The organism is Yinghuangia soli, from assembly GCF_021502675.1.
GTDB lineage: Bacteria > Actinomycetota > Actinomycetes > Streptomycetales > Streptomycetaceae > Yinghuangia > Yinghuangia soli.
Genome location: NZ_JAKFHA010000016.1, coordinates 100,741 through 112,999, shown reverse-complemented (window position 1 = coordinate 112,999; position 12,259 = coordinate 100,741). Strand labels below are relative to the sequence as shown.

At 71.7% G+C, this 12,259-nt stretch carries 10 protein-coding genes; 2 read left to right on the top strand and 8 right to left on the bottom strand.

The window, feature by feature from the left end; genetic code table 11:
• Positions 1-96 precede the first annotated feature (96 nt).
• A complete protein-coding gene (coaE, locus tag LZ495_RS25000) occupies positions 97-705 on the bottom strand; it encodes a dephospho-CoA kinase (RefSeq protein ID WP_235055119.1) in 609 nt (202 codons plus the stop codon).
• A gap of 224 nt (positions 706-929) precedes the next feature.
• Here coaE and LZ495_RS24995 point away from each other — a divergent pair, with 224 nt between their 5' ends.
• Entirely contained in the window at positions 930-2,582 is a 1,653-nt protein-coding gene (locus LZ495_RS24995; RefSeq protein WP_235055118.1) for a N,N-dimethylformamidase beta subunit family domain-containing protein, read from the top strand.
• Between the two features lie 91 nt (positions 2,583-2,673).
• Here the strand turns inward: LZ495_RS24995 and dprE2 are convergent, their stop codons facing one another.
• From dprE2 to rpsA, 7 genes are all read right to left on the bottom strand, one after another.
• The gene (dprE2, locus tag LZ495_RS24990; protein ID WP_235055117.1) at positions 2,674-3,429 is read right to left on the bottom strand and encodes a decaprenylphospho-beta-D-erythro-pentofuranosid-2-ulose 2-reductase; all 756 of its coding nucleotides are present in this window, start codon (positions 3,427-3,429) and stop codon (positions 2,674-2,676) included.
• 45 nt (positions 3,430-3,474) lie between these two features.
• Positions 3,475-4,863 (bottom strand): decaprenylphosphoryl-beta-D-ribose oxidase, encoded by a 1,389-nt coding sequence (gene dprE1 / locus LZ495_RS24985; protein ID WP_235055116.1) that lies wholly within the window; start codon positions 4,861-4,863, stop codon positions 3,475-3,477.
• Positions 4,856-5,806, bottom strand: coding sequence for a decaprenyl-phosphate phosphoribosyltransferase (locus LZ495_RS24980; RefSeq protein WP_235055115.1), 951 nt, complete (start codon positions 5,804-5,806; stop codon positions 4,856-4,858). The genes dprE1 and LZ495_RS24980 overlap by 8 nt, the downstream gene beginning before the upstream one ends.
• On the bottom strand, positions 5,803-6,375 hold the full coding sequence (locus LZ495_RS24975) for a phosphatase PAP2 family protein (protein WP_235055114.1): 573 nt from the start codon (positions 6,373-6,375) through the stop codon (positions 5,803-5,805). Before LZ495_RS24975 ends, LZ495_RS24980 begins: the two co-directional genes overlap by 4 nt.
• A gap of 364 nt (positions 6,376-6,739) precedes the next feature.
• Entirely contained in the window at positions 6,740-7,828 is a 1,089-nt protein-coding gene (locus tag LZ495_RS24970) for a TolB-like translocation protein (protein ID WP_235055113.1), read from the bottom strand.
• On the bottom strand, positions 7,818-9,071 hold the full coding sequence (locus LZ495_RS24965) for an MFS transporter (RefSeq protein ID WP_235055112.1): 1,254 nt from the start codon (positions 9,069-9,071) through the stop codon (positions 7,818-7,820). Before LZ495_RS24965 ends, LZ495_RS24970 begins: the two co-directional genes overlap by 11 nt.
• Before the next feature lie 445 nt (positions 9,072-9,516).
• The gene (rpsA, locus tag LZ495_RS24960; protein WP_235055111.1) at positions 9,517-10,998 is read right to left on the bottom strand and encodes a 30S ribosomal protein S1; all 1,482 of its coding nucleotides are present in this window, start codon (positions 10,996-10,998) and stop codon (positions 9,517-9,519) included.
• Between the two features lie 329 nt (positions 10,999-11,327).
• Between rpsA and LZ495_RS24955 the strand changes: the two genes are divergently transcribed.
• Positions 11,328-12,230 (top strand): class I SAM-dependent methyltransferase, encoded by a 903-nt coding sequence (locus LZ495_RS24955; protein ID WP_235055110.1) that lies wholly within the window; start codon positions 11,328-11,330, stop codon positions 12,228-12,230.
• Positions 12,231-12,259 lie beyond the last annotated feature (29 nt).

The following is a 12,259-nucleotide window of genomic DNA, read 5'->3' as shown; positions in this document are numbered from 1 at the left end:
CCGGGTTGCGACCCGGGCCGGGTCCGGCGGCAGGGAAATGCCGTCCTCGGCGCAGCCGGTGGACGGCCCGCCCGTGCTTTCGCGCTCCCCCTGCGGCTACTCCGCGGGCGGCGGGGCCTCGCCGGTGAGGCGTTCCCACAGGGCGCGCAGCTGCGGTTCGAGGGCCTCCATCGGGCCGTCGTTGTCGATCACGATGTCGGCGATCGCAAGCCGGTCCGCACGCGCAGCCTGCGCGGCCATGCGGTTGCGGGCGTCCGTCTCCGTCATGCCGCGCAACCGGATGAGCCGGTCGAGCTGGGTCTCGGGGGCGGCGTCGACCACGACCACGATGTCGTACAGCTTCTCGAGCTTGTTCTCGGTGAGCAGCGGTACGTCGTTGACCAGGACCGCGCCGTCGCCGGCCGCCTTGGTCAGTTCCGCGGCGCGGGCGCCGACCAGGGGGTGCACGATCGCGTTGAGGCGAGCCAGCTTGTCCGGGTCGGCGAAGACCAGGCTGCCCAGCCTGGGGCGGTCCAGGCTGCCGTCCGCGGCGAGGATGTCCGCCCCGAACTCCGCGGTGAGCGCGGCGAGTCCGGGCGTGCCCACGGCCACGACCTCGCGTGCGATGAGGTCGGAGTCGATGACGACCGCCCCGTACGCGGCGAGCCGCCGCGAGACCTCGCTCTTGCCGGATCCGATGCCGCCGGTGAGTCCCACGTTGACCATGAGGCGTCAGCGTAGTGCGCGCCACGCGCGGGCAGGGCGCGAGGTGGCCGGTCCGCGCGCCGGGTGCGCGCCGGGGCGTGCACCACCACTCGTGCGATGGGGTGTTCCCCTGGTGAAACGCAGCAAATCATAAGAAATCAGACGTCGGCCCCTATAGCGTGGTGGCCGCTTGGCGCCGACCCATCCGGCGCCCGTCCGCCCGCGAACGGCCGATCGAGGAGCCCATGCGCCGTACCCGGGTCGCCGCGCTGGCGACCGCATTACTCCTGGCCGCTTCGGTCGCCTGCGACTCCGGCGGTGCCCCGAAGCCCTCCGGCGCGGACGGCTCGGAGGCCGCCCGCGCCGCGCCGGGCCAGGCCCTCCCCGCCGCGGCGATGCCCGCCGACCGGAGCGGCCCCGCCGGCGCCCCGTGCGCCTTGAAGGCCCGGCCCGCAGGCTGGGTGGCCGCCGAGAACACCCGGCCCGGCACCGGCGATTGGCGGGTCCCGGAGCGCTGGGGCGCGCCGCTGATGGGCTTCCTGGACCAGGACAGCGTGGCCTGCGGCGAGACCGTGCGGCTGCGTGTCACCGGCCCCGGCCCGGCGCGGCTGACCGCGTACCGGCTGGGCTGGTACGGCGGGACCGGCGGCCGCGAGGTGTGGTCGGCGAGCGGCGTGCCCGGGGGTTCGCCGGCCAAGCCGCCCGCCGAACCGCCGACGTACACGGTCGAGGCGGACTGGCCGGTGGCGCTGGAGTTCCGGGTCGGCGAGGACTGGCCGCCCGGCTACTACATGCTGGTGCTGCGCAACGACGCAGGCAGCGCCTACGGCATCCAGCTGACCGTGCGCAACGACGCCGGTGCCGCGCCGCTGCTGTTCCAGGCCGCCAACCTGACCGCGCAGGCCTACAACACCTATGGGGGCTACGGCCTCTACAGCGGCCCCAAGGACCCGTCCGGCGCCCGCAGCGACCGGGCGCGGGTGGCCAGCTTCGAACGCCCGTACACCGGCAGCGGCTACCTGGTCCCCGCCTGGTACGACATCCCGATGGTGCAGGCCCTGGAGCGCACCGGCCTGGACGTCGACTACGCCACCGACATCGACGTGGACCGGCGCCCCTCGCAACTGCTGCGGCACAAGGCGCTGATCATCGGCGGGCACAACGAGTACTGGACGCGGCGTATGTACGACGCCGCCGAGGCGGCCCGCGACCGCGGCGTGAACATCGCGTTCTTCGGCGCCAACACGGTCTACTGGCACACCCGCCTGGAGCCCTCCGCCGCCGGCGAGGACCGCCGCATGGCGGTCTACCGCAAATCCGCCGAGGACCCGCTCGCCGCCCAGGACCCGCAGCAGGCCACCGTCACCTGGCGCGAGTCGCCGCTGAGCCGCGGCGAGCACCGGCTGGTCGGGTCGACGTGGGGCGGCCTGGGCGTGGTCGGCTCGTTCCGGGTGCTGGACGCCGGTTCGTGGATCTTCGCGGGCACCGGCGTGAAGGACGGGCAGGTGCTGGCGAACTCGCTGGGCGGCGAGTACGACGTCGCACTGCCCGGCGACCCGGCGACCCCGCCCGGCCTCGGGGTGATCGCCGCGGCGCCGCTGCGCATCGGCCCGTCCGCCGCGATGGGGACCATGTCCTACTACACCGCGCCGTCCGGAGCCGGGGTGTTCTCCGCGGGGACCACGTACTGGCCGTGCCAACTGCGCGGCGCCTGCCATGAGATGGCGGTGGACCCGGTCAGCCGTGCGGTGCTCGAGCGCATGACGGACAACATCCTGCGCGCCTTCGCGGCCGGTCCGGCGGCGCCGAAGTACCCGGCCCGGCCGCTGCTGCCGCCCGCCCCGGAGAACCTCGTCGCGACCGCGGCCCGGCCGGAGGACGTCGGGGTGCGGCCGTAGCCCGCAGGGTCCGTCCGGAGTACGCCGAAGGGGGCGGCCCTGTCAGGGCCGCCCCCTTCGCGGTGGATCAGCGGTCGGGCGATCGGCCCGGTCAGATCGGCAGCTTGCGGAAGATCGGCCGCGGCACGTGCCGCAGCGCCGAGAACACGAACCGCAGCGGACCGGGCACCCACACCGTGGTGGCGTTGCGGCGCAGGCCCTTGATGATGCCGTCCGCGACGACGTCCGGCGTGGTGGCCATCGGCCCGTCCGGCATGCCCTCGGTCATCTTGGTCTTCACGAAGCCGGGCCGCACGACCATGACGTGGATGCCGGTGCCGTGCACCTTGTCGGCCAGCCCCTGCGCGAACGCGTCCAGGCCGGCCTTCGAGGAGCCGTAGATGAAGTTCGCCTTGCGGGCGCGCTCGGCGGCCACCGACGAGATCACCGCGAGCGAGCCGTGCCCCTGACGGCGCAGCGCCTTGACCGAGGACAGCCCGGCCGAGACGCCGCCGACGTAGTTGACCTGCGCGACCTGCGCGGCCGCCACCGGGTCCTGCTCGTCGGACTCCTGGTCGCCCAGCACGCCGAACGCGAGCAGCACGACGTCGATGTCGCCGCCCGCGAAGACCTCGTCGACGATCTTCTCGTGGGTCTCCGGCTCGGCCGCGTCGAACGCGACGACCTCGACCTGCGCACCGCGGCCGCGCAGGTCCTCGGCGGCCGCGTCGAGCGCCCCGGACGGACGGCCGGCCAGCACCACGCGGCGCACCCGCTCGGCGACCAGTTTGCGGGCCGTGTGCAGCGCGATCTCGGACGTCCCGCCCAGGATGAGCAGCGACTGCGGTGCGCCCAAAGCGTCTTTCACCGTGGTTCCTTCGGAAGTGGTCGGACTGTGCCGGGACCGGCCGGATCAGGCGAGGCCGAGGCGGCGGGCCTGGTCGGAGACGAACACGCCGTCCGGGTCCACCTTGGCGCGCACGTTGCGGAACTCCTCCAGGCGCGGGTACATGCGGGCCAGGTCCGCCGGGTCCATCCGGGAGTCCTTGGCCAGGTACATGCGCCCGTCGTTGGACAGCACCAGCTCGTCGAGCTGGTGCAGCAGGCGCACCAGGCCGGGGGTGTTGGTGGGGAAGTCCAGGGTCAGCGTCCAGCCCGGCTTGGGGAAGGACAGGTAGCCCGGGTTGCCGGGGCCGAAGCGCTTGAGCACGGTCAGCGAGGACGGCGCCCCGGCCGCGCTGATCTTCTCGACGGCCTGGCGCAGCGCGTCCTCGCGGCCGAACGGCACGATGAACTGGTACTGCAGGAACCCGGTCTTGCCGTACACCCGGTTCCACTCCTGGACCAGGTCCAGCGGGTGGAAGAACGCGGTGATGCCCTGCAGCTGGCCGACCTTGTGCTGCGGCGCCTTGCGGTACCACAGCTCGTTGAACAGGCCCATCGTGAACTTGTTCGGCAGCCGCCCCGGGACCAGGTCCGGGATGGTGGCCAGCGTGCCGCTCTTGAAGCGCAGCGCGCGGCCGCGCTTCTTCGCGGGCAGTTCGTCGAGGCGCGCGAACTCGCCGCAGGTGATGACCGAGCGGCCCAGGTTGCGGCCCTTGGCCAGGCAGTCCAGCCAGGCGACGGTGTACGTGTACTTCTCGTCCGTCTCGGCCATCAGCGCCATGGCCTCGTCGAGGTCGCGCGTGCGGTCGGTGTCCACCGACACGAGCGAGGTCTCGATCGGGGTCATCTGCACCACCGCGGACAGCACGATGCCGGTCAGCCCCATGCCGCCCGCGGTCGCCCAGAACAGGTCGGGGTCGCCGTCCGGCGTCACGGTGCGGACCGTGCCGTCGGCGAGCAGCAGGTCCATGGCCAGCACGTGGTCGCAGAAGCTGCCCTTGGCGTGGTGGTTCTTGCCGTGCACGTCGGCGCCGATCGCGCCGCCCACGGTGACCTGCCGGGTGCCCGGCGAGACCGGCACGAAGAACCCGAACGGCACGAACAGTTCGATCAGCCGGTCCAGGCTGACCCCGGCCTCGACGGTGACCACGCCGTTCTCCAGGTCGGCGTCCAGCACCCGGTTCATGGCGGTCATGTCGAGGACGATGCCGCCGCCGTTCTGCGCCGGGTCGCCGTAGCTCCGGCCCAGGCCTCGGGCGATCACGCCGCGCTCGGTGCGGCGCCGCAGTGCGGCGCCGACCTGCTCGCGGGTCATCGGTGTGACGACCTCCGCGACGCTCGGAGCAGTGCGCCCCCAGCCGGTCAGCGCGGTGCGCCGCCCGGCGGGGAAGAAGCCGGCCGCAGGGCCGTCAGACATGGAACACTCCCAGGACGAACATGAGCAGCCACGCGAACCCGAGTCCGACGATGACCTTGTCTTTCAGGACGACGTCCTCGGGTGCTCCCGCGGTGCCGGCGTCCACGTAGACGGCGTACCGCAGCAGGACGAAGCCGAACGGGACCAAGGACAGCTGCTGCCAGGCCAAGGTCGCGTCGTCCTGCGGGATGTCGAACGCCCAAAGGCTATAGGTGAGCACCGTGACCGCGACCGACATCTGCCATACGAAGCGCAGGTAGGTGATGGAGTAGTTGGCCAGGGACGCGCGCGTCTTGGCGGCCTCCTCGCCCATCAGCACCATCTCGGAGTACCGCTTGCCGGCCACCATGAACAGCGAGCCGAAGCCCGCGGTGAGCAGGAACCAGCGGGACAGCGGGATGTCCGCGGCCACACCGCCGACCATCGCCCGGAACAGGAACCCGGAGGCGACCATCATCAGGTCGAGGACCTGCACATGCTTGAACGCGAAGCTGTACAGCATGTGCATGACGATGTAGAGGCCCACGATGAGCGCGGTCCCCGGGTTGCACAGCACCACGGACAGCAGCACCGAGCCGACCGCGAGCACCGGCCCGAGGATCCAGGCCAGCTTGACCGGGACCACGCCGGAGGCGATCGGCCGGAACTTCTTCTTCGGGTGCCGGCGGTCCGATTCCACGTCGAACGCATCGTTGACGTAGTAGATCGACGAAGCCGCTATGCAGAAGATCGCGAAGATGATGAGGCACTGCCGCATCACGTCCCACTCGTCGATCCGCCCGGCCGCCAGCGGCGCCGCGAAGACGAGGACGTTCTTGACCCACTGCTTGGGCCGGGCGAGCCGGATCAGCCCGCCCACGAGGCCGCCGCGCGGCGGCTGCGGCGGCGCCTCGGCCGCCGTGCCGACCTGCTCGGGCGACGCGTCGATCTCGAAGGTGCTCACGTCGACGGGCCTTTCGGTACGGGAATCGGCCGTTGCGTCCAGGAGCGGCCCAGCGCCGCACATGCGGCCCCCATGGCCGCGCCGCCGATCACATCGGTCGGATAGTGGACGCCGACGACGAGTCGGGAGAAGCCCATCGCCACCGCCGCGGGCACGGTGACCTGCGCGGGGACGAGGCCCCGGAAGGCGACCACGGATGCCGCCGCGGACACGGAGTGCGAGGAGGGGAAGCTGTGCTTGCCGGCGGTGCGCACCAGCGGCTCCAGGCCTTCGAAGGCCGGCCGCGGGCGCCGTACGACGCGCTTGAGGGCCATGCTGGCCGCGTGCGCGGCGGCGATGGTCGCCGTGGCGCGCAGCCACTGGGCACGGCGGTCGCGGTCCACGGCGGCGCCGACGAGCCCGGTGGCCAGGAAGACCCCGCCGTGCTCACCCGCGAACGACAGCGCCTTGCCGGCCCGCTGGACCAGCGGGTGCTCCGTGCGCCCGCGTACCTCGCGGTACAGCGCAGCGTCGGTGCCGGTGACGATGCCGACTACCTGCCCGGTGGCCGGAAACCCACCAGAGCCCATTCGAACCCCTCATCTCCACACGTCGCGACGGTACTGGGCGTGCCGGCCCCGAGTGGTTCTGGGGCAGGCGCGGCCCGGCCACCGCAAGCCAAGTCCCCCGACGAAGACGGGCGAGCACGCAACAGGCGTCAAAGGGCTTAGGGTACGCGACCCCCTGGACCGCCAAGGTCGGCGCGTCCACAGCTCCGGGGCCGCCGCAGCGCGTCCCGGTCCCCCGGAAAGCCTGCGGTCTGCGCAGGTCAGGCCGCACACCCCACGGTCTCGCACGCCGTGCTCACTGTGCGCCGTCGTAACAGAACTGTGGCATTGCCCCACCCCTTACGGGTCAAGCGCGGGGTGGGCCGGGGCCCGGCAGGGCGCCGGTTCAGGGCAGCGGGACCGGCGAGAAGCCGCCCGCGACCAGCCGCACGGGCGACCCGGTGCCGTCCGCGGGGACCGCCCACACGTCCGACGAGGAGCCCGTGCCGGCCGGCAGGTCGTAGGCGACCGTGCGGTCGTCGAGCCACACGGCCTGGTCGTCCACGCTGCGCGCCTCGGCGAGTTCGGTCTCGCGGCCACTGGCCAGATCCAGCACGTAGAGGCGCCACGGCTTGCGGGCGTCGTCGGACACCTTCTTCTTGAACACCAGGCGGGTCCCGTCCGGCGACAGGGAGGGGCACTCGACGTTCTCCCGCAGGACCGTCGCCTTCTTCGCAGCCAGGTCGCCGCGCACCAGATAGGTGCGGGTCGGGTTCATCGTGGCCATCGTGGCGTAGAAGACGTTGTCGTCGGCGGTGAAGGTGACGCCCCAGAAGTTGCGGTCCGGGGTGCGCACGTCCTTGCCGTCCCGGGTGACCTCGAACTCCTCCAGCGACTCGACCAGCGCGCCCGTGCGGGTGTCGAGGACCGAAGTGCGGGTGGAGAACGACGAGCCGGCGTACGAGTCGCCGTAGACGAACACGGTCCACGACGCCATCCGCCCGGACGCGGAGAGCCGGGCCCGGTTCGGGGTGCCGGAGAGCTCCACCCGGCGCACCTCGGCCAACTTGTCGTCCAGGACCAGCGCGTAGTTGCGGGCGATCACCTCGCGGTCCACATACAGGCACAGCGCGGTGCCGGCGGCGGCGAACACCCGGTCGCAGGTGCGCTCGCCGACCAGCCGCGGACCGCTCGGGTCGGCGGCCGAAACGGTCGCCAAGTGGCCGTAGCCGGGGCCCGATTCGGTGCTGCGGAACAGCAGCCGCGGCTGCGGGCCGGCGGTGAGCAGTATCGGCGTCGCGCCCGGAGCGGTGCCGGACCCGCCGTACTTCTTCTTGTCCTCGCGGTCGACCGCGTGCAGCGTGTACGCCACGCCCACGCCCGCCAGCAGCACCAAGGCGAGCGTGAAGGCGAGCACGCGGCCGCGCGTGAACACCGCGCCCACCGGCTCGTCGCCCTGCACCTCTTCCGGTCCGGCTTCCACGTCAGCGTCCACGTACCCGCGCCCCTCCCAAGACCACCGCGCTGACCGCCACCCCGACAGCCAGCAAGGCACCCGACCACATCACGGCCCGTTCGGGCCCCCACTGCGTCCACGCCCAGCCGAACGCCACCGACGAGAAGAACCGCCCGGCCGCCTGCCCGGTCTGCAGCACGGCAAGGCCGCTGGTCCGCAGCGCGGGCGGCAGGTCGGCGCCCGCGGCGGCCATCAGCACACCGTCGGTCATCGCGTAGAAGACTCCGTGCAGCGCCAACGTGCCGACCAGCAGCGCGGTCCCGCTCACCGGGCCGGCCAGCAGCAGGTACACCCCGCCGAGCGCGAAGTGCCCGGCCAGGAACACCCGGCGGCGCCCGAGCCGGTCGGCCAGCCGCCCGGCCGGGACCGCGAGCAGCAGGTAGACGCCCGCGGTGCCGAGCGGCAGCAGCGGGAACCAGTACGCCTTGATGTCCAGTTCGCGCTGCAGCACGAGGAAGATGAACGCATCGCTGACCGTGGCGAGCCCGAGCAGCGCCGCGCAGCCGCAGAGTTTCCGGAACGGCGCATCGCGCAGCAGCCCGACGCCCGCGCGCCACGAGGCGGCCTTCGCTCCCCCGGCGGGTCCCGGGCGGTCCCGCACGAACAGCAGGAGCATCAGCAGGCCGAGCATCCCGACGCAGAAGCTCACCACGAAGACCGCGTCGTACGCCGTGGCCACCGCGGACAGGATCAGGAACGCGATCAGCGGCCCCGCGAACGCCCCGGCGGTGTCCAGCGCCCGGTGCACCCCGAATGCCCGCCCCTGCGCCTCCGGCGTGCTCGACAGCGAGATCAGCGCATCGCGCGGCGCGGTCCGCAGGCCTTTGCCGGCGCGGTCCACCGCGAGCATCGTCCCGATCCCGGGCACCGAGGCGCCGACCAGCGGGAAGCCCAACTTGCTGACCGCCGACAGCCCGTAGCCCGCCGCCGCGACCTTCTTGCGCGCCGAGAACCGGTCGGCGATATGCCCGCCGGCCAGCCGCAGGAAGACCGTGACCCCGGAGTAGAGCCCGTCCAGGAACCCGAACTGCAGTATGGACAGACCGAGTCCGACCACCAGGTACACCGGCATGACAGCGCTGACCATTTCCGACGATATGTCGGTGACCATGCTGACCATGCCCAGCGCGACCACATTGGCTGTGACCGCACCCCCCGCCCGCGAGGGGCCCCGCTGCACCCCGGCAGCGGTGTCCTGACTGCGGCTGGAGGACACGTACACGCCGCAGCGCTCCTTCGCCACCGGCCGCGCAGATCCCGGCCGCCCACCGAAACCCTAGAGCCTGCCCCCACCCTCCCGCGCAGTTTGCCCCGACAAGCCCCCACCACATGACGAACTGTCACCCGACCGCCCGACGCCCCGACATGCCCGAGGACCGCTGCGCGCTGGACCAGTGAACGCCCCTTCGCCCCTTCGCCCCTTCGCCCCTTCGCCCCTTCGCCCCTTCGCCCCTTCGCCCCTTCGCCCCTTCGCCCCTTCGCCCCTTCGCCGGAGGCGGTGCCTCGGCAGGTTCGGGAGGTGGCTTGATGACCCGTTCGGGTGGCGGAGTGTGGCAATTGGTGTAAAAGGCGTGACCCCCCGGGCAGAACTCCCGAGGGGAAACGAAAGAAGGCCCCGCCTCGGGGGCGGGGCCTTCTTTCACTTACTGCTCAAGCGGTCGAGCTTTTCAGCTCTGGCCGCCCGCGAGCTTCTCGCGGAGCGCGGCGAGCGCCTCGTCCGAAGCGAGGGCGCCACCGCCGGCCGGAGCCTCGGCCGGAGCCGACGAGTAGGAGCCGCCCGCGGCACCCGTCTCGACAGCCGCCTCGGCCTCGGCCTCGCGGGCCTTGACGACCTGCTGCTGGTGCGACTCGAAGCGCGTCTGGGCCTCGGCGTACTGCCGCTCCCACTCCTCGCGCTGCTTGTCGTAGCCCTCGAGCCAGTCGTTGGTCTCCGGGTCGAAGCCCTCGGGGTAGATGTAGTTGCCCGCGTCGTCGTACGTCGCGGCCATGCCGTAGAGGGTCGGGTCGAACTCGGCCTCGGCCGGGTCCGCACCGAAGGCCTCGTTGGCCTGCTTCAGCGAGAGGCTGATGCGACGGCGCTCGAGGTCGATGTCGATGACCTTGACGAAGATCTCGTCGCCGACCTGGACGACCTGCTCCGGGATCTCCACGTGGCGCTCGGCCAGCTCGGAGATGTGGACCAGGCCCTCGATGCCCTCGTCGACGCGCACGAACGCACCGAACGGAACCAGCTTGGTGACCTTGCCCGGAACGACCTGGCCGATCTGGTGGGTGCGGGCGAACTGCTGCCACGGGTCTTCCTGGGTCGCCTTCAGCGACAGGGAGACGCGCTCGCGGTCCATGTCGACGTCCAGGACCTCGACCGTGACCTCCTGGCCGACCTCGACGACCTCGGAGGGGTGGTCGATGTGCTTCCAGGACAGCTCGGAGACGTGCACCAGGCCGTCGACGCCGCCCAGGTCCACGAACGCACCGAAGTTGACGATCGAGGAGACGACGCCGGTACGGACCTGACCCTTCTGCAGGGTCGTGAGGAACGTCTGGCGGACCTCGGACTGGGTCTGCTCGAGCCAGGCACGGCGGGACAGGACCACGTTGTTGCGGTTCTTGTCCAGCTCGATGATCTTCGCCTCGAGCTCCTTGCCGACGTACGGCTGGAGGTCGCGCACGCGGCGCATCTCGACGAGCGAGGCCGGCAGGAAGCCGCGGAGGCCGATGTCGAGGATGAGACCACCCTTGACGACCTCGATGACGGTACCGGTGACGATCCCGTCCTCTTCCTTGATCTTCTCGATGGTGCCCCAGGCGCGCTCGTACTGGGCGCGCTTCTTCGAGAGGATCAGGCGGCCTTCCTTGTCCTCCTTCTGGAGAACGAGGGCCTCGATGTTGTCGCCGACCGCGACGACCTCGTGCGGGTCCACGTCATGCTTGATGGACAGCTCGCGGGAGGGGATGACGCCTTCGGTCTTGTAACCGATGTCGAGCAGGACCTCGTCCCGGTCGACCTTGACGATCACGCCATCCACGATGTCGCCGTCGTTGAAGTACTTGATCGTCTCATCGATCGCGGCGAGGAAAGCTTCCTCGGAACCGATGTCGTTGACCGCCACCTGCGGGGTGGTTCGAGTGGCCTCGGTGCTGCTCGTCATGTGGGAAAGGGCTCCGGTACGGACAGAAGTCGTCGGTAAAACCACGCTCCAGGACCCGGTTTCGCCCCGTCGGAGACTGACAGCCAAAGAACCATGACCGAAATGCAACGACAAAGGTGAGCGCGACCTGCTCCGTCTGAGTTCACGCAGGCCCGCGGCGCAACTTGCAGCATACGGGGCTGCCCAGGCGCGGTCAACGCGCGGGATGACGGGCGGGGGGCGACCGCGACGCGCCCGCACGGCGGCCCCCGGGGCCACCTGTGCTTATTCCCGCACGCGCGCACGATAACGTACGCCGATCCCGAACAACAGCACGTGAGGCAAGTCATATGAACGATCTCCGCGCGGACGCCTCCGATACTCCTGATTCCCCTGGAATCTCCGATTTACCGGATCCGCCGCAGTCGTCCTCGGCCGCCGGCCACGACGCGGCCGAGGACGAGGCCGGGGTGGCGCGGCGCGAGGTCGGGGCCGCCGAGAGCGTGCGGGCCGGGCGCTCGTGGTGGGACGACAACGCGGACGAGTACCAGGCCGAGCACGGCGACTTCCTGGGCGACGCGCGCTTCGTCTGGGGTCCGGAAGGACTGGACGAGCAGCAGGCCGGACTGCTCGGCGACGTGGCCGGCCGGACCGTCCTGGAGATCGGGGCGGGGGCCGCGCAGTGCTCGCGCGCCCTGCTGGCCCGCGGGGCCCGGCCGGTGGCGCTGGACCTCTCGTACCGGCAGTTGCAGCACTCTCGCCGGATCGACGAGGGGCACGGCACCGACGTCCCGGTGGTCCAGGCCGACGCCGCCGCGCTGCCCTTCGGCGACGGGGTCTTCGATCTGGCGTTCACCGCCTACGGAGCGCTCAATTTCAGCCCGGACGGCGCGGGCATCATGCGCGAGGTGCACCGGGTGCTCAAGCCGGGCGGCCGCTGGGTCTTCTCGCTCACCCACCCGATCCGCTGGGCCTTCCCGGACGACCCGGGCGAGGAGGGCCTGACGGTGACGCACTCCTACTTCGACACCACGCCGTACGTCGAGCAGGACGGCCGCGGCCAGGCCACCTATGTCGAGCACCACCGCACGCTCGGCATGCGGGTCCGCGAGGTGGCCGCGGCCGGATTCCGCCTGGTCGACCTCGTCGAGCCGGAATGGCCGGCGGATCTGCTGCAGGTCTGGGGCGGCTGGAGCCCCACCCGCGGCCGGATGATCCCGGGCACCGCGATCTTCGTCTGCGTACGCGACTGAGCCGGGGGGGGGGGGGGCCCGCCCGCCCG